Genomic DNA, 21741 nt, shown 5'->3' with positions numbered 1-21741 from the left:
TGGTCCGAAGGGTTGCCCCCCGACGGACGACGGCGCGGCCAGGTTGGGGAGGGGAAGCCCCACGCCTGGCCGCGCCGCCCCGTGTGCCCGACGGACGCCGCCGCCGTCTGTGCCCACCGCCTCCGCCGCGCCCGCGGCCGTCACCCGGGCGGCGCCCGGCGCACAGGAAAACCGGCGTCCCAGGGATCGCCGGTTCTCGTGTGCGGGTCCGGGCGGCCCGCCGACCGCCGGAAGGGCCTCGTCGAGTCCTAGAAGGCGTCGACCGCGCGGCGCGCCTCGGGGTCGAGGACGCCCCAGTTGATGAGCTCCTCGGTCAGGTCCGACGGAGACTTGTCGTAGATGACCGCGAGTGAGCGCAGGTCCTCCTGGCGGATGGACAGCACGCGGCCGTTGTAGTCGCCGCGCTGGCTCTGGATGGTGGCCACGTAGCGGGACAGCGGGCCCGCCTTCTCCTGCGGCAGCTGCTGCATGCGCTCCAGGTCGATGACCAGCTTGGGTGTCGGGCCGAGGGGGGTGGGGGCGGCGCCGCCGGGCAGCAGCTCCGACATCGGGACACCGTAGAAGTCGGCCAGTTCGGCGAGCTTCTGGACGGTGACGGCGCGGTCGCCACGCTCGTACGAGCCGACCACGACGGCCTTCCAGCGCCCGTGGGACTTCTCCTCCACGCCGTGCAGGGACAGGCCCTGCTGGGTGCGGATGGCACGCAGCCGCGCGCCGAGGGACTTCGCGTATTCGGATGGCATCTTCTTGTCGCTCCCGGCCGTGACGGTGGCTGGCGTGGTGGGGGAGACGTCCGCTCGTCCTCGGCGGGCCGCACAGGCGGTCCATCGGTGGTCACGGGGTGCAACCCCACCCGGCAATGGTTACAGACAGTGACGCTAGGGGGGTCTGGCTTCCAGGTCAAGCCGTTGGTGTGAAACGCGACTAATCAGTGGCCAAACCGTGCGTACGTGAGGCACCTCTCATGTGAGGATCGATCGGGGCGAGTAGGGCAGATCCCGTGGGCGAAAAGCCCGATCTGGCAGGCGTTTTCACGTTTTGCCCCTGGAAGGGACCAATCCGTTCAGTCGTGAAACGGCTACCCTTGGGTGACTAAGCGCCCACTCTCAATGTGACGAGAGTCACATTCGTGACCGGCTGAGATCGACCGCCTCTCGAAGGTCCCCGGTCGTCGCTGGTAGCGTGGGCCCGATCGACATCCTTTAACGACCTGTTCAGTGAGACAGGGAAGGGGTCACTACTTTGCGTGCGCGCAATCAGACAAGGGGTGACACCGGGTCCACCGACCCCGCGTCGTCACCCGAAGCGCCCGACGGCGCCCGGGCCGTCCTCGACGGTCCCGAGATCAACCGGGCGCTCACCCGCATCGCCCACGAGGTGCTCGAACGCACCAAGGGCGGCCGGCACGTCACCCTCCTGGGCATCCCCTCGCGGGGCGTTCCCCTCGCCCAGCGCCTGGCCCGGCGGATCGAACGCGTCGAGGACCTCAAGGTGCCCACCGGCTCCCTCGACATCACCATGTACCGCGACGACCTGCGGCTCGCCCCCGCTCGGGCGCTCGGCAGGACCGAGATCCCCGCGGGCGGGCTCGACGACCGCGTCGTCGTCCTCGTCGACGACGTCCTCTTCTCCGGCCGCACCGTGCGCGCCGCGCTGGACGCCCTGGGCGACCTCGGCCGCCCCCGCGCCGTCCAGCTCGCCGTCCTCGTCGACCGCGGCCACCGGGAACTGCCGATCCGCGCGGACTACGTCGGCAAGAACCTGCCGACCTCCCTGCGCGAGAACGTCACCGTCCGCCTCACCGAGACCGACGGGCACGACGCGGTCCTGCTCGGCCCCGCGCGGCCGCGCCCCGGCGCCACGGAGGGGAACGACTGATGCGCCACCTGCTCTCCACCGGCGACCTCACCCGCGACGAGGCGACCCTCGTCCTGGACACCGCCGCCGAACTCGCGCGGGTCAGCGACCGCTCGGTCAAGAAGCTCCCGACCCTGCGCGGGCGCACCGTGGTCAACCTCTTCTACGAGGACTCCACCCGCACCCGCACCTCCTTCGAGCTCGCGGCCAAGCGCCTGTCCGCCGACGTCGTCAACTTCTCCGCCAAGGGGTCGAGCGTCTCCAAGGGCGAGAGCCTCAAGGACACCGCCCTGACCCTCCAGGCGATGGGCGCCGACGGCGTCGTCATCCGCCACAGCGCCTCCGGCGCCGCGCACCGCCTCGCCAACTGGGTCGACGGCTCCGTGCTCAACGCGGGCGACGGCACCCACGAACACCCCACCCAGGCCCTCCTGGACGCCTTCACCATGCGCTCCCGCCTGGGCCGCCTGGAGGGGCTGCGGGTGGCCATCGTCGGCGACATCCTGCACAGCCGCGTCGCCCGCTCCAACGTGCTCCTGCTGAACACCCTCGGCGCGCACGTCACCCTGGTCGCGCCGCCCACCCTGCTGCCGGTCTCGGTGCACACCTGGCCGTGCGAGGTCTCCTACGACCTCGACGACGTCCTGCCCAAGTCCGACGTGGTGATGCTGCTGCGGGTGCAGGCCGAGCGCATGACCGAGTCCTACTTCCCGTCCGTGCGCGAGTACAGCCGCAACTACGGACTGGACGGCGAACGCCTGGCGCGCATGCCCCAGGACGCGATCGTCATGCACCCCGGCCCCATGGTCCGCGGCGTGGAGATCTCCGCCGAGGTGGCCGACTCGCCGCGCTGCACCGTGACCGAACAGGTCGCCAACGGCGTGAGCCTGCGCATGGCCGTGCTCTACCTGCTGCTCGGCGGCTCCTGACCGCTCCGGTCGCCCCGACCGCCTCGGCCACTCCGGCGCGCGCCCGCGACCCCCGGGCCGCCGCGCCCGCGCTCCGGCGCGCCCGCACACCGACCTTCCGCACACCGAACACGAGGAACACCACACAGCGATGCCCGACACCCACGGACCGCACCTCATCCGCCGCGCCCGCGCGCTCGGCGGCGACCCCGTCGACATCCTGCTCGCCGACGGCCGGGTCGCCGCCGTCGGCCCCGACCTGGACGCCCCCGAGGGCGCCGAGACCGTCGACGCCGACGGTCTGATCGCCCTGCCCGGCCTGGTGGACCTGCACACCCACCTGCGCGAACCCGGCCGCGAGGACGCCGAGACCGTCGCCAGCGGCTCCCGCTCCGCCGCGATGGGCGGCTACACCGCGGTCCACGCGATGGCCAACACCGACCCCGTCGCCGACACCGCCGGGGTCGTCGAGCAGGTCTGGCGCCTGGGCCGCGAGGCCGGGTACTGCGACGTGCGTCCCGTCGGCGCCGTCACCGTCGGCCTGGCCGGTGAGCGGCTCGCCGAGATCGGTGCCATGGCCGACTCCGCCGCCCGGGTCCGCGTCTTCTCCGACGACGGCCTCTGCGTCTCCGACGCCCTGCTCATGCGCCGCGCACTGGAGTACGTCAAGGCCTTCGACGGCGTCGTCGCCCAGCACGCCCAGGAGCCCCGCCTGACCGAGGGCGCCCAGATGAACGAGGGCTGCGTCTCCGACCGCCTCGGCCTGCCCGGCTGGCCCGCGGTCGCCGAGGAGGCGATCATCGCCCGCGACTGCCTCCTCGCCCAGCACGTCGGCTCCCGCCTGCACGTGTGCCACGTCTCCACCAAGGGGTCCGTCGACATCATCCGCTGGGCCAAGGCCCGCGGCTGCGACGTCACCGCCGAGGTCACCCCCCACCACCTGCTGCTCACCGACGACCTGGTCGAGAGCTACGATCCGATCTACAAGGTCAACCCGCCGCTGCGCACGGCCGAAGACGTCCAGGCGCTGCGCGAGGGGCTGGCCGACGGCACGATCGACATCGTGGCCACCGACCACGCCCCGCACCCGGTGGAGGCCAAGGAGACCGAGTGGTCGACCGCCGCCATGGGCATGGTCGGCCTGGAGACCGCCCTCGCGGTCGTCCAGCACACGATGGTCGACACCGGCCTGCTCACCTGGGACCAGGTCGCCGACCGCATGTCCGCCGCCCCCGCCCGCATCGGGCGGGTCTCGGGGCACGGACGCGGCATCGCCGCCGGCGAGCCCGCCAACGTCGTGCTGTACGACCCGGCGGCCCCCGTCGAGGTCGACGGCGCGGCCATGGCCACCAAGAGCAGCAACACCCCCTTCCGCGGCATGACGCTGCCCGGACGGGTCCGCGCGACCTTCCTGCGCGGGGTTCCCACCGTCCTGGAGGGGAAGATCAGTTGAACACGACAGCGAACACCCAGGTCAGCACTGGTTCGGTAGAGGGGGAGAACGTGTCCGAGGAAACCGGCGGACCGGCGATTCTGGTGCTCGAGGACGGCCGGGTCTTCCACGGCCGCTCCTTCGGCGCCACCGGGGAGACCTTCGGGGAGGCCGTCTTCAACACCGGCATGACCGGCTACCAGGAGACCCTCACCGACCCCTCGTACCACCGCCAGATCGTCGCGATGACCGCGCCGCACATCGGCAACACCGGCGTCAACGACGACGACCCCGAGTCCGGCCGGATCTGGGTCGCCGGGTACGTCGTCCGCGAGCCCGCGCGCATCCCGTCCAACTGGCGGGCCCAGCGCACCCTCGACGAGGAGCTGCGCCGCCAGGGCGTGGTCGGCATCGCCCTCACCGGCACCCGCGCCCTCACCCGCCACCTGCGCGACCGGGGCGCCATGCGCGCCGCGATCAGCACCGTCGAGACCGACCCGAAGGCGCTGCTGGCCCGCATCCAGGAGCAGCCGCGCATGGCCGGGTCCGCCCTGGCCGCCGAGGTCAGCACCGACGCCCCGTACGAGGTCCTGCCGCCCGAGGGCGTCGAGACCCGCTTCCACGTGGCCGCCGTCGACCTCGGCATCAAGGCCATGACGCCCCAGCGCCTGGCCGAGCGCGGCTGCCGGGTCACCGTGCTGCCCGCCACCGCGACCACCGAGGACATCCTCGCCCTCGACCCCGACGGCGTGTTCTTCAGCAACGGCCCCGGCGACCCCGCCACGGCCGACGGCCCGGTCGCCGCCATGCGCGGCGTCCTGGACGCCGGCCGGCCGCTCTTCGGCATCTGCTTCGGCAACCAGATCCTGGGCCGTGCCCTGGGCCTCGGCACCTACAAGCTGACCTTCGGGCACCGCGGGGTCAACCAGCCGGTCCGCGACACCCGCACCACGAAGGTCGCCATCACCAGCCAGAACCACGGGTTCGCCGTCGACGCGCCGCTCGACGGCTCCTTCGACACCCCCTACGGCCGGGCCGAGGTCAGCCACGTCGGCCTCAACGACCAGGTCGTCGAGGGCCTGCGGCTGTTGGACCGCCCCGCGTTCAGCGTCCAGTTCCACCCGGAGGCCGCCGCGGGCCCCCACGACGCCGCCGGACTCTTCGACGAGTTCTGCGACCTGATGTCCGCCCAGCCCGCTGGCCAGCAGCAGTAGAGGAAGAACATGCCGCGCCGTAGTGACCTTTCATCCGTCCTCGTGATCGGCTCCGGTCCGATCGTGATCGGGCAGGCGGCCGAGTTCGACTACTCGGGCACCCAGGCCTGCCGTGTCCTGCGGGCCGAGGGCCTGCGGGTCATCCTGGTCAACTCCAACCCGGCCACGATCATGACCGACCCGGAGATCGCCGACGCCACCTACGTCGAGCCGATCACCACCGAGATGATCGAGAAGATCATCGCCAAGGAGCGCCCCGACGCCCTGCTGCCCACCCTGGGCGGGCAGACCGCGCTCAACGCCGCCGTCGCCCTGGACGAGGCGGGCATCCTGGAGAAGTACGGCGTCGAGCTGATCGGCGCCAACATCCAGGCCATCCAGTCCGGTGAGGACCGCGAGACGTTCAAGGGGATCGTCGAGCGCATCGGCGGCGAGTCCGCGCGCTCGCGGATCTGCCACACCCTCCAGGAGTGCCTGGACGCCGCCGAGGAGCTGGACTACCCGGTCGTGGTCCGCCCGTCCTTCACCATGGGCGGCGCCGGCTCCGGCTTCGCGCACGACGAGACCGAGCTGCGCCGCATCGCCGGCCAGGGCCTCGCGCTCTCCCCGACCACCGAGGTGCTCCTGGAGGAGTCCATCCTCGGCTGGAAGGAGTACGAGCTGGAGCTGATGCGCGACACCAACGACAACGTCGTGGTCGTGTGCTCCATCGAGAACCTCGACCCCATGGGCGTGCACACCGGCGACTCCATCACCGTGGCGCCCGCCATGACCCTGACCGACCGCGAGTACCAGAAGCTGCGCGACATCGGCATCGCGGTGATCCGCGAGGTCGGCGTGGACACCGGCGGCTGCAACATCCAGTTCGCCGTCCACCCCACCACCGGCCGGGTCATCGTCATCGAGATGAACCCGCGCGTGTCCCGCTCCTCGGCGCTGGCCTCCAAGGCGACCGGCTTCCCGATCGCCAAGATCGCCGCCAAGCTCGCCGTCGGCTACACGCTCGACGAGATCCCCAACGACATCACCCGGGAGACCCCGGCCAGCTTCGAGCCCACGCTCGACTACGTGGTCGTCAAGGTCCCCCGGTTCGCCTTCGAGAAGTTCCCGGGCGCCGACCCCGCGCTCACCACCACCATGAAGTCGGTCGGTGAGGCGATGGCGATCGGCCGCTCCTTCCCCGAGGCCCTCCAGAAGGCCATGCGCTCCGTGGAGAAGGCCGGGATCGGCTTCACCTGGGCCGGCGAGGTCGAGGACAAGGACGACCTGCTGCGCCGGGCCGCCACCCCGACCGAGCACCGCCTGCGCCAGGTCCAGCAGGCCCTGCGCGCCGGTGCGACCGTCGAGGAGCTGTACGAGGCCACCCGGATCGACCCGTGGTTCCTCGACCAGATGCTCCGCCTGGAGGAGACGGCCCGCGTCCTGGGCGGCACCGCCAAGCTCGACGCCGACCTGCTGCGCGAGGCCAAGGGGCTCGGCTTCTCCGACGTCCAGATCGGCGAGATCACCGGACGGAGCGAGGACGTGGTCCGCGAACTGCGCCACGCCCTGGGCATCCACCCCGTCTACCTGACCGTGGACACCTGCGCCGCCGAGTTCGCCGCCCGCACGCCCTACCTCTACTCCAGCTACGACGAGGAGACCGAGGTCCCGACCGGAGACCGGCCCAAGATCATCATCCTGGGCTCGGGACCCAACCGCATCGGCCAGGGCGTCGAGTTCGACTACTCCTGCGTCCACGCCTCCTTCGCGCTCTCCGAGGCCGGGTACGAGACCGTGATGGTCAACTGCAACCCGGAGACCGTCTCCACCGACTACGACACCAGCGACCGGCTCTACTTCGAGCCGCTCACGCTGGAGGACGTCCTGGAGGTCGTCCGCGCCGAGCGGGCCGCCGGACCGGTCGTCGGGGTCATCGTGCAGCTGGGCGGACAGACCCCACTGGGCCTGGCCCGCCGCCTCAAGGCCGCCGGGGTCCCCATCATCGGCACCAGCCCCGAGGCCATCGACCTGGCCGAGGACCGCGGCGAGTTCGGCAAGGTCCTGGCCCAGGCCGGGCTGCCCGCGCCCAAGCACGGCACCGCCTACTCCTTCGAGGAGGCCAAGGCCGCCGCGGACGAGATCGGCTACCCGGTCATGGTCCGCCCGTCCTACGTGCTCGGCGGACGCGGCATGGAGATCGTCTACAGCGAGACGATGCTCGCCGACTACATCCGCCGCAACGCCGAGGTCAGCCCCGAGCACCCGGTGCTGATCGACCGCTTCCTCGACGACGCCATCGAGATCGACGTCGACGCCCTCTACGACGGAACCGACCTGTACCTGGGCGGGGTCATGGAGCACATCGAGGAGGCCGGGATCCACTCCGGCGACTCGGCGTGCACCCTGCCCTCGATCACCCTGGGCGGCGAGGACATCGAGCGGATCCGCTACTCCACCGAGGCCATCGCCCGGGGCACCGGCGTGCGCGGCCTGCTCAACGTCCAGTACGCGCTCGCCTCCGGCGTCCTGTACGTGCTGGAGGCCAACCCGCGCGCCTCGCGCACCGTGCCGTTCGTGTCCAAGGCCACCGCGGTGCCGCTGGCCAAGGCCGCGGCCCGGGTCATGGCGGGCAGCACCATCGCCGAGCTGCGCGCCGAGGGCCTGCTCCCGGCCGAGGGCGACGGCGGCGACCTGCCCGCCGACGCGCCGGTCTCGGTCAAGGAGGCCGTGCTCCCGTTCAACCGGTTCATCGACAAGAAGGGCGAGGGCGTCGACACCATCCTCGGCCCGGAGATGCGCTCCACCGGCGAGGTCATGGGCCTGGACACGCAGTTCGGCGCCGCCTACGCCAAGTCGCAGCTCGGCGTCACCGGCGCCGTGCCGTCCAGCGGCCGGGTGTTCGTGTCCGTGGCCAACCGCGACAAGCGCTCGATGATCTTCCCGGTCAAGCGCCTGGCCGACCTGGGCTTCGAGATCCTCGCCACCGAGGGCACGGCACTGGTCCTGCGCCGCAACGGGGTCCGCGCCACCGTGGTGCGCAAGCACAGCGAGGGTCCCGGTCCCGACGGCGAGCCGACCATCGTGCAGCTCATCCACGACGGCGGGGTCGACCTCATCGTCAACACCCCGTTCGGCGGCGCCGGGCAGGCCGGTCCGCGGCTGGACGGGTACGAGATCCGCACCGCCGCCGTCGTGCGCGGCGTCCCCAGCGTCACCACCGTGCAGGGGCTGGCCGCCGCCGTGCAGGCGATCGAGGCGCGTGTGCGCGGTGACGTGGGCGTGCGGTCCCTCCAGGAGCACGCGAGCACGCTGGAGGCCGGTCGCGCCTGACCGGACCGGACGGCGGGGCCGGACGCAGTAGAGTGCGTTCGCCGTGGGCCGCGAGCCCACGGCGAACGCACGGCTGCGGCGAGGAAGGCTAGCGCGAACGATGAGCGACAACGGACCGGTGCAGGTCAGGTGCCCCGTGCTGAACGTGCGCAGGGTGGACGCCTACTACGCCATCACCGTGGTCGCACCGGGGATAGCCGAGCGCTTCCGCTCCGGGCAGTTCGTCACGGTGGGCGTGGGCGGGGACCACTCCAGCACCCTGCTGCGCCGCCCCTTCGCCATCCACGACGTCAAGCCCGACTACGGCGGCACCGTCGAGTTCCTGTTCTCCGTGCGGGGGACCGGGACGGCCTGGCTGTCCGAACGAAGATCACGCGACCTGCTGGACGTGGTCGGACCCCTGGGCCGCCCCTTCCCGCTGCCGCGCGACCCGGTCAACTGCGTGCTCGTCGGCGGCGGGTCCGGCAGCGCCCCGCTGTTCCCGCTCGCCCAGTCCCTGCGCAGGCGCGGCTGCCGTGTCGACTTCGTGCTCGGCGCGGCCTCCGCCGACCGCGTGTTCAGCGCGATCACCGCCCGCCGCGTCGCCGAGACGGCCGTCTTCACCACCGACGACGGCTCCTTCGGCACGCGCGGGCGCGTGACGGACGTGCTCGGCCGGGTCATCGAGGACGCCCGCTCCGACGCGGTGTACGCCTGCGGCCCCATGCCCATGCTGCGCGCGGTCACCGCGGTGGCGGGCGAGCACGGGGTGCCCGTCCAGGTGGCCGTGGAGGAGACCATGGCCTGCGGCACGGGGATCTGCATGACCTGCGTGATCCCCGTCGTGGGTGAGGACGGCGTCACCCGGATGGCGCGCTCCTGCGTGGACGGCCCGGTGTTCCGGGGCGAGCGGGTGCGCTTCGACGACGTCGGCACGATCCCCTTCGACGCCCTGGGCGCGCCGGGCTGGAAGGGCTCCAAGGCGGCCCGCGCGGCCGAGTCCGCGCGCGACATCGCCTGACCCGCACACACCTGGAGGGTGGGAACGTGAACGCGGACCTGACGATCCGACTCGGCGGCGCCGAGCTGCCCAACCCGGTGGTGACCGCCGCCGGGTGCGCCGGGGCGGGCCGCGAGCTGGCCCGGTTCTTCGACATCTCCTCGATCGGCGCGGTGACCACCAAGTCGGTGATGCTGGAGCCGCACGCCGGGCGGCCCGCGCCGCGCATGGCCGAGACCCCCAGCGGGATGCTGAGCACCGTCGGCATGCAGGGGCCGGGGATCGACGTCTTCCTCCAGCGGGACCTGCCCTGGCTGCTCTCGCGCGGCGGACGGGCGATCGTGTCGATCGCCGGGACGGGGATGGGGGAGTTCGGGGAGCTGGCCCGACGCGTCTCGGAGGCGGCCGGGGTCAGCGCCATCGAGGTCAACCTCTCCTGCCCGGACCCGGCCCACCCGGGCGGGCGGTACTTCGTCGACGACCCGGCGAGCGCGGCGGCGGTGGTCAGCACGGTGCGCTCGCACGCCCGCTCGGACGTGCCCGTCCTGGCCAAGCTCGCGGCCGACGTCCCCGACGTCGTGGAACTGGCCACCGCGTGCGTGGAAGCCAGGGCGGACGGGCTGTCGATGATCAACACCGTGCGCGGGATGGCGATCGACACCCGCACCCTGCGGCCCGCGGTGGCGGGCGGCGTGGGCGGGCTGTCCGGTCCGGCGATCCGCCCCCTCGCCGTGGGGTGCGTCTACCGGGTGCACGAGGCCCTGCCGGACGTGCCGATCGTCGGCATGGGCGGGGTCCGCACGGGGGCGGACGTGGTCGAGTTCATGGCCGCCGGGGCGAGCGCCGTGGCAGTGGGCACGACCAACTTCTCCGACCCCTCCGCGTGCGCGCGCGTGCTCCGCCAGTTCACCGAGGAGCTGGAGGCGCGCGGGATCGGGCGGGCCCGCGACCTGGTCGGCGCGGCCCACGGGGCGGGGGTGGGCGCCTGAGACGCGGTCCAGACCGAGCGCGAGGCTCCTGACCGGCCTGAACGGCGCTGAGACGGCGCTGTGCGGCCGAACGTACGCATCCGGCATCCCGGACATACGAACCGGGGGAAGACCCGTGCACGGCCGCCTCGGCAGCTGTTACGGGGAAGTGACCTACCGAGGGCGCATGAAGCGCCTCATCCGGGGAATCGCACACCTTGGTGTGTGCACATGACAGTGAACGTGCATCGGCCAGTGCTTCCGTAAGCACATCCGTAAGCACAGGTGCAGGTGCCGACACCGACTGTACGGTGTCGGACGAAGAGGGGAAACCGACATGACCGCGCCCACCGCGCCCGCCCCGATCGCCGTGGCGATCGACGCCGACGACATCGAGACCGCCGCCACCTGGGCGTCCGCGGTCGCTCCGCACGTGAGCACGGTGAAGGTCGGGCTGGAGCTGTACCTGCGGTACGGCCCCGAGGCGGTGAGCGCGGTGCGCGGGGCCAACCCCGTCGGCGTGTTCCTCGACCTGAAGCTGCACGACATCCCGGCGACGGTGGCGGGTGCGGCGCGCAGCGTCGCGGGCCTGCGCCCGTCGATCCTCACGGTGCACGCCAGTGGGGGAGCGGACATGGTCCGGGCGGCGGTGGAGGCCGCGCCGGACACCAGGATCGCCGCCGTGACGGTGCTCACCTCGATGGGCGAGAAGGATCTGGAGCAGGTGGGGCTGCTCGGTCCGGCTCGCGACGCGGTGCGGCGTCTGGCGGCGATGGCGGTGGGCGCCGGGGCTGGGGCCCTGGTGTGCTCGCCGCGGGAGGTGGCCCTGGTGCGTTCCGAGGTGGGCCCCGACATCACCCTGATCACGCCGGGCGTGCGCCCGGCGGGGGCGGACAGGGGTGACCAGTCGCGGGTGGCGACCCCGGAGGAGGCCGTGGCGGCGGGTGCGGACCTGCTGGTCGTCGGTCGACCGATCACCAGGGCGGCGGACCCCGGTGCCGCCGCGGCCGCCATCGCGGCGGCGGTTCGGCGCGCCGGGGTCCGTGCCTGACGGAGCCGGGGTTCGTGACCGGTGGAACGGAGCGGAGGGGAGGTCTGGCCGGGATGTCGCAGTGATCCCATCACGCGCAGTTGTGGATCACGGACGGTCACCAAAAAAGTGTGTCCGAAATCAGGTTCTCGGTGCCGAGAGTGACCCGCGTCACCCCTGTGTGACCTGCACTGGTGGCGTGCTTCTCGGGTCCTTCAACCGGGACTTAGGTCCTGATTTTCGTCTCTGCCCGCAGCGGGACCGTCACTCCAGGTAGTTCCTTCGATGAAATAGCCGCTGAAAGGCCACTTTGCGTTGCCTAAGGGGGGTCAGACCTACTAACTTGCGCAGGCGTCCGCCCTCTGCAAACGAGTAGAAATCCGAGGTGACCCGGCGTGGCCCTTCCTCCCCTCACACCCGAGCAGCGCAGTGCGGCTCTTGAGAAGGCCGCCAAGGCCAGAAAAGAGCGCGCTGAGGTCAAGAACAAGCTCAAGAACGGCGGCATCTCGCTGTCCGAGGTCCTCGCCGACGGGCTCAAGGACGACGTCATCGGCAAGATGAAGGTTTCGGCTCTGCTGGAATCCCTGCCCGGCGTCGGCAAGGTCCGTGCCAAGCAGATCATGGAGCGGCTCAACATCGCTGAGTCCCGCCGCGTCCGTGGCCTGGGCACGAACCAGCGTGCCGCCCTCGAGAGCGAGTTCGGGGACCTGACCAAGTAGGTCGTCCCCCGAGTAACACCGGCCCGTCCGCGTCCCCCACAGTCGCGGCGGAGACCGTTCCTCGCTCGCGCGGGAACGGCCGCGTGCCACAGCGGTGGCCGAACCCCCGGTGAGTCTTCGTCCGCGCCGCGGTCGGCGGACGCTCGACCCCAGGTCGACGCGTCCGCCGCGCCGCGGCGCGGTGGTATAAATGGAGCTTCCCGCGACCGCGGAGACCTCGAAGGGAAGCCCGATCCACCCATGCCAGACGCGCCCGGAGCCCAGTCCAGCCCGCAGGAGAAACGGCTGACCGTCCTGTCCGGCCCCTCCGGTGTGGGAAAGAGCACGGTGGTCGACGCAATCCGCCGCGACCACCCCGACGTCTGGCTCTCGGTGTCGGTGACCACCCGCGCGCCCCGGCCCGGTGAGCGCGAGGGCGTGCAGTACCGCTTCGTCTCCGACGCGGAGTTCGACCGCCTCGTCGCCGACGACGAACTGCTGGAGTGGGCCGAGTTCGCGGGCAACCGCTACGGCACCCCCCGCACCCCCGTGACCGAGCGGCTGGGCGCCGGGACCCCGGTCCTGCTGGAGATCGAGCTCCAGGGCGCCCGCCAGGTGCGCGCGTCCATGCCCGACTCCCTGCACGTCTTCCTCGCGCCGCCCTCCTGGGAGGAGCTCGTCCGCCGGCTGACCGGCCGCGGCACCGAGTCCGAGGAGGTCGTCCAGCGCAGGCTGGACGCGGCCCGGGTCGAACTCGCCGCGGAGAAGGAGTTCGACACCACACTCGTCAACACGTCCGTACGGGACGTATGCGACGAGCTGCTAGCGTTGATCAGAGCGCCCAAGGTGTGATACCGCCGCCCGCGGGCGCCCACCTGTCAATCACGTCACGGCTTTCGACGAGCCGGAGACCGTCCCTGGGGGTATACGAAGTGGCTGGTACCGAGCCCGTCGCCGAAGGCATCACCAACCCGCCGATCGACGACCTGCTGGAGTGCGTCGACAGCAAGTACAGCCTGGTGACGATGGCCTCCAAGCGGGCCCGCCAGATCAACGCCTACTACGCCCAGCTCGGCGAGGGCCTGCTGGAGTACGTCGGACCGCTCGTGGAGACCCACGTCCAGGAGAAGTCCCTGTCCATCGCCCTGCGCGAGGTCAAGTCCGGCCTGCTCACCGCCGAGCCCTACGAGGGCAACTGAGCGCAGCGGCGGCGCGCCTGGTAGAACTCGTTCCGTGAGTGAGAGAGAACCCGACCGCGCGCCCCAGGTGGTCCTCGGCGTCGGCGGCGGCATCGCCGCGTACAAGGTCTGCGAGCTGCTCCGACGACTGACCGAGTCCGGTCACCGGGTCCGGGTCGTGCCCACCGCCGACGCGTTGCGCTTCGTCGGCGAACCGACCTGGGCGGCCCTGTCCGGCCAGCCCGTCGCGACCGCGGTCTGGGACGGCGTGCACGAGGTGCCGCACGTGCGCATCGGCCAGTCGGCCGACCTCGTGTTCGTCGCCCCGGCCACCGCCAACATCCTGGCCAAGGCCGCCGCCGGTCTGGCGGACGACCTGCTGACCAACACCCTCCTGACCGCCCGGTGTCCGGTCGTGTTCGCCCCGGCGATGCACACCGAGATGTGGGAGCACCCCGCCACCCAGGCCAACGTGGCCACGCTCCGCTCGCGCGGGGCGATCGTGCTCGACCCGGCCGAGGGGCGCCTGACCGGCGCCGACACCGGCAAGGGCCGTCTGCCCGAGCCCGCCGAGCTGTTCGACGCGGCCCGCGCGGCCCTGCGCGGGGGCGCCGCCGACCTCGCGGGTCGGCGCGTGGTGATCTCCGCCGGGGGCACGCGCGAGGCGATCGACCCGGTGCGCTTCATCGGCAACCACTCCTCCGGCAAGCAGGGGTACGCCCTGGCCCGGACCGCCGCCGCCCGCGGCGCCGAGGTGACGCTCATCGCGGCCAACGTCGCCCTGCCCGACCCGGCCGGGGTCCGCGTCGTCCGCGTCGGGTCCGCGCTCGACCTGGCCGAGGCCGTGGCCGCCGAGCGGGCCGGGGCCGACGTCGTGGTCATGGCCTCGGCGGTGGCCGACTTCCGCCCCGTCACCAGCGCCGGGAGCAAGATCAAGAAGTCCGGCGGCCGGCCCGCGCCGATCGAGCTCACCGAGAACCCCGACATCCTCGCCGGGCTGGTCGCCTCCCGCGACGAGGAGGGGCTGGCGCAGACCATCGTCGGGTTCGCCGCCGAGACCGACGACGTCCTCGCCCACGGCCGCGCCAAGCTGGAGCGCAAGGGCTGCGACCTGCTCGTGGTCAACCAGGTCGGCGGCGGTCGCGCGTTCGGCACCGAGGACAACCAGGCGGTCGTCCTCGGCTCCGACGGCACCGCCGTGGAGGTCCCGTTCGGCCCCAAGGAGGACCTGGCCGACCGTGTGTGGGACCTCGTCGTCGCACGTCTGACATAAATCACCACGGCCCGGGACTGGATTCCTACCTCTGAGTACGCCACACTTCCTTCGGGAACCCGTGATCACGCGACCACGGGATTTCCACCCTCACCAGTCCCGTTACAGTGGAGCAACAACAACCTCGCCGGTCGGCCCCCGAGTCACCGGTCCATGTCAGCCAGCAGCCGCTGCAAGGAGTCAGGCAACGTGTCCCGCCGCCTTTTCACCTCCGAGTCGGTCACCGAAGGCCATCCCGACAAGATGGCCGACCAGATCAGTGACTCGATCCTCGACGCGATGCTCGCCAACGACCCCAGGAGCCGGGTCGCGGTCGAGACGCTGATCACCACCGGTCAGGTCCACATCGCGGGTGAGGTCACCACCCAGACCTACGTCGACATCCCCGCCATCGTGCGCGAGCGGATCCTCCGGATCGGGTACGACTCGTCCGCCAAGGGGTTCGACGGTGACTCCTGCGGGGTCAACGTCTCCATCGACGCCCAGTCCCCCGACATCGCCCAGGGCGTCGACACGGCCTACGAGGCGCGCGTCGAGAACGAGGACGACGACCTCAACCGGCAGGGCGCCGGCGACCAGGGCCTGATGTTCGGCTACGCCAACCGTGAGACCCCCGAGCTCATGCCGCTGCCGATCAAGCTGGCGCACGCCCTCGCGGAGCGCCTCGCCGAGGTCCGCCGCAACGGGACCGTCCCCTACCTGCGTCCGGACGGCAAGACCCAGGTCACCGTCGAGTACGAGGGCCAGACCCCCGTCCGCCTCGACACCGTCGTGGTCTCCAGCCAGCACTCCGCCGACATCAACCTCGACGAGATGCTCGCCCCCGACGTGCGCGAGCACGTCATCGAGCCGGTCGTGGCCTCCTACGGCCTGGACGCCGACGACTACCGGCTGCTGGTCAACCCCACCGGCCGCTTCGAGATCGGCGGCCCGATGGGCGACGCCGGTCTGACCGGCCGCAAGATCATCGTCGACACCTACGGCGGCTACGCCCGCCACGGCGGCGGCGCCTTCTCCGGCAAGGACCCGTCGAAGGTCGACCGCTCGGCCGCCTACGCCACCCGCTGGGTCGCCAAGAACATCGTCGCCGCGGAGCTCGCCGAGCGCGCCGAGGTCCAGGTCGCCTACGCCATCGGCAAGGCGCACCCGGTCGGTGTGTTCATCGAGACGTTCGGCACCGAGAAGGTGGCCCCCGAACTGATCGAGAAGGCGGTCAAGGAGGTCTTCGACCTGCGGCCCGCCGCGATCGTGCGCGACCTCGACCTGCTGCGCCCGATCTACTCCAAGACGGCCGCCTACGGTCACTTCGGCCGCGAGCTGCCGGAGTTCACCTGGGAGCAGACCGACCGCGCCGCCGCGCTCCGGTCGGCCGTCGGCGCCTGAGAGTCACCGAGAAGGACCCCCTCCGACCTGGAAATATAACACATTGCCACATATGATGTGCGCACAGTGATTCTGGTCGTCGGAGGGGGTCCGTCATGTCCGCGTTCACGGCGCTGTCCGCCGGAGGACTGGCGGCCCTGCTGATGGCCCCCGTCCCGGGCGCCGACTCCCTGCACGTCGTCCTGGAGTCCTCGGTCGAGGAGGCCCCCCTGCGCCCGGGGGGACACGTCGACTTCACCATCCGGGTCCGCAACTCCGGCGGCGAGAGCCTCCCGGAGGCCCAGGTGGTGCAGTTCCTCCCGTCGAGCATGACGATCCGGCCCACCTCGCCCGAGGCCGTCGCCGAGGGCGACCGGATCGTCTGGACCGGCGCGCTGGAACCCGGCGAACGCGCGGTCCTGCACGCCGTCGGCGAGGTCACGGGCGCCCCCGACGGAGCGCGCGCGGTCACCACCGTGTGCGTGCGGCCCGATCCCGACGCCGCGCTGGCGTCGTGCGCGTCGTCGGCCCAGAGCGTCCGCGGCCCGGTGCTCGCCCCGTGGATCATCGGCGGCGCGAGCCTGCTGGTGCTGCTGGCGACGGGTGCGATCGCCCTGTACCGGCGGCTGCGGCGACCCTCGACCGCCACGGAGGAGGAGTCGGGACCCCGGGAGCGCGGATCGGAGACGGCGCCCGGGGAGGAGGGACCGGAGACGGCGGCGGAGGCGGAGCGGAGGGCGGGGTCGGACGAGGAGCCCGCGCCCGCGAACGTCTACCACCTGGACTCACGCCGCTGAGCGCCGCAGGGGCGCGGGCCCGGCGGCACGGACCCGGAGTCCCTCCGTTCCCGCCCATGCCGACGGGCCGCACTCCCACCCACCACCGGGGAGCGCGGCCCGTCGTCGGGGTCGGATCAGCTCAGCTCGTTGAGCGCCTTCTCCGCCTCGGCCAGCCAGGCACGGCGCGCCTGCAGCGCGTCCTCGTGCTCCTTGATCCGCCGGGCGTCGCCGCGCTCGCGCGCCTTCTCCAGCTTCGCCTCCAGGGCGCTGATCGCGGACGCCAGCTGCTCGACCGTGGCCTGGGCGCGGGCCCGGGCCTCCGGGTTCGTGCGCTCCCACTCGGCGTCCTCGGCGCGCCGGACGCCGTCCTCGATCTGCCGGAAGGCGCCCTCCAGCTGGTCGCGCACGTCGCGCGGCAGCTCACCGGCCTCCTCCCAGGCCTCCTGGAAGTCGCGCAGACGCGCACGGGCACGGCGCGGGTCGGAGATCTGGGCGATCTCGTCCTTGGCCTCCGCCAGGATCCGCTCCTTGGCCTCGGCGTTGACCCGCAGCTCGGCGTCGCGTTCGGCGAAGACCGCGTTGCGCGCGTCGAAGAACTGGTCCTGCGCCGCCTTGAAGCGCGCCCACAGGCGGTCCTCACTGGCCCGGTCGGCGCGCCCGCTGCTCTTCCACTGCTGCATCAGGTCGCGGTAGGCGCGGGCCGTGGGCCCCCAGTCCTCCGAGGTCGCCAACGCCTCGGCCTCGGCGACGATGCGCTCCTTGGCCGCGCGCACCTCCTCGCGCTGCTGGTCGAGGCTGGCGAAGTAGGCCTTGCGCCGCTTGGAGAAGGAGTTGCGCGCCGCCGACATGCGCTTCCACAGGGCCTGCTCGGTCGGGCGGTCGGCGCGCGGGGCCTTCTTCCACTCCTCGATGAGCTGGAGCATCCGCTCGCCGCCGGACTTCCAGTGCGTGGTCTCCACCGCGACCCGCTCGGCCTCGGCGACGATCCGCTCCTTGATCTCGCGGGCGTGGCCGCGCGCCTGCTCCTGGGCGTGCTTCTGCTCGACCTTGCGCTCCTCGGCGCGCCCGGCGAGGGCGTCGAGACGTCGCGCCAGGGAATCGAGGTCGCCGACCGCGTGCGCCTCCCTCACCTGGGTGCGCAGCTTGTCGACGCTGGACATCGCCGAGGCGGCGGACAGGTCGGTGCTGCGCAGCCGCTTCTCCAACAGCTCCACCTGGGTGACCAGGGCGTCGTACTTCTGGCGGAAGAAGGCCAGGGCCTCCTCCGGGGCCCCCGCCTGCCACGATCCGACGACCCGCTCGCCTTCACTCGTGCGCACGTAGACCGTGCCGTCGTCGTCTACGCGGCCCCAAGGGTCCGTGGTCACCGTGTCCTCCTGCTGTCATGAGCCCGGCCGTAGGCGGGTTCGGGTCGTCGCGGCGTACCGCACCGGATCGTGATGGGAACCACCGTGCTCAGCACGATATCCATCAGTTGGGGCGGCATCGACGCGCCGTGATGCACTCTCGCGCGGATCACCGTGTCCGCGGCGGCGCCCTCGTGCGTCTGGCCGGGCCGGGGACCCGCCGTGGAGAGGCGCTGGTCGGCGGACGCGGCGCACACGGCACCGGTGACCAATATGGCATTACCACGCGGTTTGGCAAAGAGGCCGGACGCGTGCGGTGATCGAATGGTGATCAAAGCCGCGCACCCCCTCCGATGTCGGTTCGCCGCCCCTCCGAGGCGTCGGTAGGCTCTGGATACTCGTAGGGTACGTCCGCCCGGCCCGCCGGGACGGACCCGCGACGCGGCGTCGGCGGTCCCAGCGCCCTCCCGCCCCCGCAGCCCGACACACCCCGACCGAGGAACAGGACGACCCGCCGTGCTCATCGCCGCACTCGCCACCGGGCCCCTCGCCGCGAACTGCTACGTGCTCGCTCCGGCCCCGGGCGGTGACTGCGTCCTCGTCGATCCGGGCCAGGACGCCACCGGGCAGGTGGACGAGGCCCTCGCCGAGCACGGCCTGACCCCGACCGCCGTCCTGCTCACACACGGCCACTTCGACCACGTGTGGTCGGCCGCCGAGCTGGCCGACCGCGCGGGGCTTCCGGTCCACCTGCACGCGGCCGACCGCCGCCTGCTCACCGAACCCGGCGCGGGGGTCGACCCCGGCTTCGCCGCACAGCTGTCGGCGCTGCTCGGCCCGGGCCCGTTCCGCGAGCCGGAGCGCCTCGTGGAGGTCGACGGCGCTGACACCCTGACCCTGGCCGGGCTGGAGTTCACCGTCGAGCACACCCCGGGACACACGCCGGGGTCGGTGGTCTACCACCTGGCCGCGGGGGACGGCCGTCCGCCGGTCATGCTCGCGGGCGACCTGGTCTTCGCCGGGTCCATCGGCCGGACCGACTTCCCGGGCGGGGATCCCGCGGCCATGAACGCCAGCCTCGCGTCGGCCGTCCTGTCGCGCGGCGACGACACCCGGATCCTGCCCGGCCACGGCCCCGCCACCACCGTCGGACGCGAGCGGGCCACCAACCCGTACCTGCGCGCCCTCTGACCGAACGCCGACCGGTCACCGACCGGCGATCCCCCGCGCGGACGGGGGCCGCCGAGGCCCGGCGACCGGGCGGTCGGGTCACGGTCTTGGCGGTAGGATTCCAGAAGTCAAGGGGCATGCCGTGCCTCCGGCCGGACCCGCTACCGGGATCCCCGGCCTCCTCGCCCAGCCGTGTAGTTAGTGGACTTGGTAACTCATGCATCGTTACAGGACTCATTCGTGTGGTCAGCTCCGGAAGGAGCACGTCGGGCAGCAGGTGCGCCTTTCGGGCTGGGTGCACAACCGCCGTGATCTCGGTGGTCTGCTCTTCGTCGACCTGCGCGACCACTACGGCATCACACAGCTCATGGCGCGTCCCGAGTCCCCGGTGTTCGAGCAGCTCAGCCGCATCTCCAAGGAGTCGGTGATCCAGGTCACCGGCCACGTCTCCGCCCGCAGCGACGAGAACGTCAACCCCGGGCTGCCCACGGGCGAGATCGAGATCGAGGCCACGGAGATGGAGGTCCTGGGCACCACCGAGGAGCTTCCCCTCACCGTCTTCCCGGAGGACAACACCTCCGAGGAGCGCCGCCTCACCTACCGCTTCCTCGACCTGCGGCGCGAGCGGATGCACCGCAACATCATGCTCCGCTCCCAGGTGATCGCGTCGATCCGCGAGAAGATGACGAACCTGGGCTTCAACGAGTTCCAGACCCCCATCCTGACCAGCTCCAGCCCCGAGGGCGCCCGCGACTTCCTGGTGCCCTCCAGGCTCCACCCGGGGCAGTTCTTCGCCCTTCCCCAGGCGCCGCAGCAGTTCAAGCAGCTCCTGATGGTCTCCGGGTTCGACCGCTACTTCCAGATCGCGCCGTGCTTCCGCGACGAGGACAGCCGCGCGGACCGCTCGCCCGGCGAGTTCTACCAGCTCGACGTGGAAATGAGCTTCGTCGAGCAGGAGGACGTCTTCGAGGTCATCGAGAAGGTGATGACCGAGGTCTTCCGGGAGTTCTCCGACGGCTGGGAGATCACCTCGCCCTATCCCCGTATCGCCTACCGGGACGCCCTCGAGTGGTACGGGACCGACAAGCCCGACCTGCGCGTGCCGATGCGGATGCTCGACGTCACCGCGCTGTTCGAGAAGACCGACTTCCGCGCCTTCGAGGGCAAGAAGGTGCGCGCTCTCGCGGTGCCGGGGGTGGGCGACAAGCCCCGGAAGTTCTTCGACGGCATCGGCGACTTCGCCGTGGAGCAGGGCGCCAAGGGGCTGGCCTGGCTCAAGGTCGGCCCGGAGGGCGAACTCACCGGTCCCATCGCCAAGTTCGTCACCGACATCGGCGACGAGCTCCTGTCGACCCTGGGCGCCGGTCCCGGCTACGGCCTGTTCTTCTGCGCGAGCGAGGACGAGGCGGAGATCAACCGCATCATGGCGCCGGTGCGCGTCGAGGCGGGCAGGCGCGCGGACCTGTTCGAGGAGAAGGTCTACCGCTTCTGCTGGATCGTCGACTTCCCGATGTTCGAGATCAACGAGCAGGGCGACGTCGCGTTCAGCCACAACCCCTTCTCCATGCCGCAGGGCGGGATGAAGGCGCTGGAGACCCAGGACCCCCTGGACATCCTCGCGTGGCAGTACGACATCGTCTGCAACGGCGTCGAGCTGTCCTCCGGAGCGATCCGGAACCACTCGCCCGAGATCATGTACAGGGCCTTCGACATCGCCGGTTACGACAAGGAGGCCGTCGAGGCCGAGTTCGGCGGCATGCTCAGGGCCCTGAAGTTCGGTGCCCCCCCGCACGGCGGCATCGCGCCGGGCGTGGACCGGATCGTCATGCTCCTCGCGGACGAGCCCAACATTCGCGAGACCATCGCCTTCCCCCTGAACCAGAACGCGCAGGACCTGATGATGGGGGCGCCTTCCGAGGTCTCCGACCAGCAGTTGCACGAGGTGCACATCCGCACGGTCCTCCCCCCGACGGGGAAGTAGCCGCGGCGGCGTCGGCGGAGGGACCCGGCGGGGGCGGTGCGCGACGCGCGTGCCGCCCCCCTCGTGTGGCGGGGCCGCCGGACGCCGCGCGGTGGTGTGTCGTCAGCGCTTCATCGCTCCGCAGCGCTGGCAGCAGATGTCCTCGTCGTCCGGGTTGCTGTGGCTGCACAGTCGACAGGTCCAGTTCCAGGTGGTGCCGTGGGCGGTCGGGTCCACCGCGGCGGCCTCGCGTACCAGGTACATGAATGCGTCCT

General features: G+C 71.8%; 19 protein-coding genes. 16 read left to right on the top strand and 3 right to left on the bottom strand.

Annotation, left to right across the window (positions count from 1 at the left end; all coding sequences use genetic code 11):
• Positions 1 to 248: 248 nt before the first annotated feature.
• On the bottom strand, positions 249 to 743 hold the full coding sequence (locus AB0I72_RS25125) for a transcriptional regulator (protein WP_017576791.1): 495 nt from the start codon (positions 741 to 743) through the stop codon (positions 249 to 251).
• Positions 744 to 1242: 499 nt separating this feature from the next.
• Between AB0I72_RS25125 and pyrR the strand changes: the two genes are divergently transcribed.
• The 14 genes from pyrR (at position 1243) to AB0I72_RS25055 (ending at position 17008) form a co-directional block, all read left to right on the top strand.
• Positions 1243 to 1878: a bifunctional pyr operon transcriptional regulator/uracil phosphoribosyltransferase PyrR gene (gene pyrR, locus AB0I72_RS25120; protein ID WP_358572849.1), complete on the top strand. Its 636-nt coding sequence runs from the start codon at positions 1243 to 1245 to the stop codon at positions 1876 to 1878.
• Positions 1878 to 2786 (top strand): aspartate carbamoyltransferase catalytic subunit, encoded by a 909-nt coding sequence (locus tag AB0I72_RS25115; protein ID WP_358572847.1) that lies wholly within the window; start codon positions 1878 to 1880, stop codon positions 2784 to 2786. Before pyrR ends, AB0I72_RS25115 begins: the two co-directional genes overlap by 1 nt.
• 130 nt (positions 2787 to 2916) lie before the next feature.
• Positions 2917 to 4218, top strand: a complete 1302-nt coding sequence (locus AB0I72_RS25110; protein ID WP_358572845.1) for a dihydroorotase — start codon at positions 2917 to 2919, stop codon at positions 4216 to 4218.
• 50 nt (positions 4219 to 4268) lie between these two features.
• Positions 4269 to 5411, top strand: coding sequence for a glutamine-hydrolyzing carbamoyl-phosphate synthase small subunit (gene carA, locus AB0I72_RS25105; protein WP_358572843.1), 1143 nt, complete (start codon positions 4269 to 4271; stop codon positions 5409 to 5411).
• A gap of 9 nt (positions 5412 to 5420) precedes the next feature.
• Positions 5421 to 8723, top strand: coding sequence for a carbamoyl-phosphate synthase large subunit (carB, locus tag AB0I72_RS25100; protein WP_358572841.1), 3303 nt, complete (start codon positions 5421 to 5423; stop codon positions 8721 to 8723).
• Between the two features lie 100 nt (positions 8724 to 8823).
• Entirely contained in the window at positions 8824 to 9723 is a 900-nt protein-coding gene (locus AB0I72_RS25095; RefSeq protein WP_358572839.1) for a dihydroorotate dehydrogenase electron transfer subunit, read from the top strand.
• A 26-nt stretch (positions 9724 to 9749) separates the two neighbouring features.
• On the top strand, positions 9750 to 10691 hold the full coding sequence (locus AB0I72_RS25090) for a dihydroorotate dehydrogenase (RefSeq protein WP_358572837.1): 942 nt from the start codon (positions 9750 to 9752) through the stop codon (positions 10689 to 10691).
• A 316-nt stretch (positions 10692 to 11007) separates the two neighbouring features.
• Entirely contained in the window at positions 11008 to 11721 is a 714-nt protein-coding gene (gene pyrF, locus AB0I72_RS25085; RefSeq protein ID WP_358572835.1) for an orotidine-5'-phosphate decarboxylase, read from the top strand.
• A gap of 374 nt (positions 11722 to 12095) precedes the next feature.
• Positions 12096 to 12419 carry an integration host factor, actinobacterial type gene (gene mihF, locus AB0I72_RS25080; RefSeq protein WP_075924976.1) on the top strand — a complete coding sequence of 108 codons (324 nt, stop codon included), beginning with the start codon at positions 12096 to 12098 and terminating at the stop codon, positions 12417 to 12419.
• A gap of 240 nt (positions 12420 to 12659) precedes the next feature.
• The gene (gene gmk / locus AB0I72_RS25075; protein ID WP_358572832.1) at positions 12660 to 13250 is read left to right on the top strand and encodes a guanylate kinase; all 591 of its coding nucleotides are present in this window, start codon (positions 12660 to 12662) and stop codon (positions 13248 to 13250) included.
• Positions 13251 to 13330: 80 nt separating this feature from the next.
• On the top strand, positions 13331 to 13597 hold the full coding sequence (rpoZ, locus tag AB0I72_RS25070; RefSeq protein ID WP_268643286.1) for a DNA-directed RNA polymerase subunit omega: 267 nt from the start codon (positions 13331 to 13333) through the stop codon (positions 13595 to 13597).
• Positions 13598 to 13664: 67 nt separating this feature from the next.
• Positions 13665 to 14849 (top strand): bifunctional phosphopantothenoylcysteine decarboxylase/phosphopantothenate--cysteine ligase CoaBC, encoded by a 1185-nt coding sequence (coaBC, locus tag AB0I72_RS25065; RefSeq protein ID WP_358572885.1) that lies wholly within the window; start codon positions 13665 to 13667, stop codon positions 14847 to 14849.
• 189 nt (positions 14850 to 15038) lie between these two features.
• Positions 15039 to 16232 carry a methionine adenosyltransferase gene (gene metK / locus AB0I72_RS25060; RefSeq protein ID WP_358572883.1) on the top strand — a complete coding sequence of 398 codons (1194 nt, stop codon included), beginning with the start codon at positions 15039 to 15041 and terminating at the stop codon, positions 16230 to 16232.
• A gap of 95 nt (positions 16233 to 16327) precedes the next feature.
• Positions 16328 to 17008: a hypothetical protein gene (locus AB0I72_RS25055; protein ID WP_358572830.1), complete on the top strand. Its 681-nt coding sequence runs from the start codon at positions 16328 to 16330 to the stop codon at positions 17006 to 17008.
• A 116-nt stretch (positions 17009 to 17124) separates the two neighbouring features.
• On the opposite strand, the gene AB0I72_RS25050 is transcribed toward AB0I72_RS25055, so the two are convergent.
• Entirely contained in the window at positions 17125 to 18357 is a 1233-nt protein-coding gene (locus AB0I72_RS25050; RefSeq protein ID WP_358572828.1) for a DUF349 domain-containing protein, read from the bottom strand.
• 495 nt (positions 18358 to 18852) lie between these two features.
• Here AB0I72_RS25050 and AB0I72_RS25045 point away from each other — a divergent pair, with 495 nt between their 5' ends.
• Complete coding sequence (locus AB0I72_RS25045; protein WP_358572826.1) at positions 18853 to 19527, top strand: MBL fold metallo-hydrolase; 675 nt, start codon at positions 18853 to 18855, stop codon at positions 19525 to 19527.
• Positions 19528 to 19723: 196 nt separating this feature from the next.
• On the top strand, positions 19724 to 21487 hold the full coding sequence (aspS, locus tag AB0I72_RS25040) for an aspartate--tRNA ligase (RefSeq protein ID WP_358572824.1): 1764 nt from the start codon (positions 19724 to 19726) through the stop codon (positions 21485 to 21487).
• Positions 21488 to 21589: 102 nt separating this feature from the next.
• On the opposite strand, the gene AB0I72_RS25035 is transcribed toward aspS, so the two are convergent.
• Positions 21590 to 21730, bottom strand: coding sequence for a hypothetical protein (locus tag AB0I72_RS25035; RefSeq protein ID WP_358572822.1), 141 nt, complete (start codon positions 21728 to 21730; stop codon positions 21590 to 21592).
• Positions 21731 to 21741: the final 11 nt, after the last annotated feature.

The sequence above is a fragment of the Nocardiopsis sp. NPDC049922 genome (genome assembly GCF_040660275.1).
Classification (GTDB): domain Bacteria; phylum Actinomycetota; class Actinomycetes; order Streptosporangiales; family Streptosporangiaceae; genus Nocardiopsis.
Note: the sequence above shows the minus strand (reverse complement) of the source record. Positions and strands in the feature narration are given on the sequence as shown.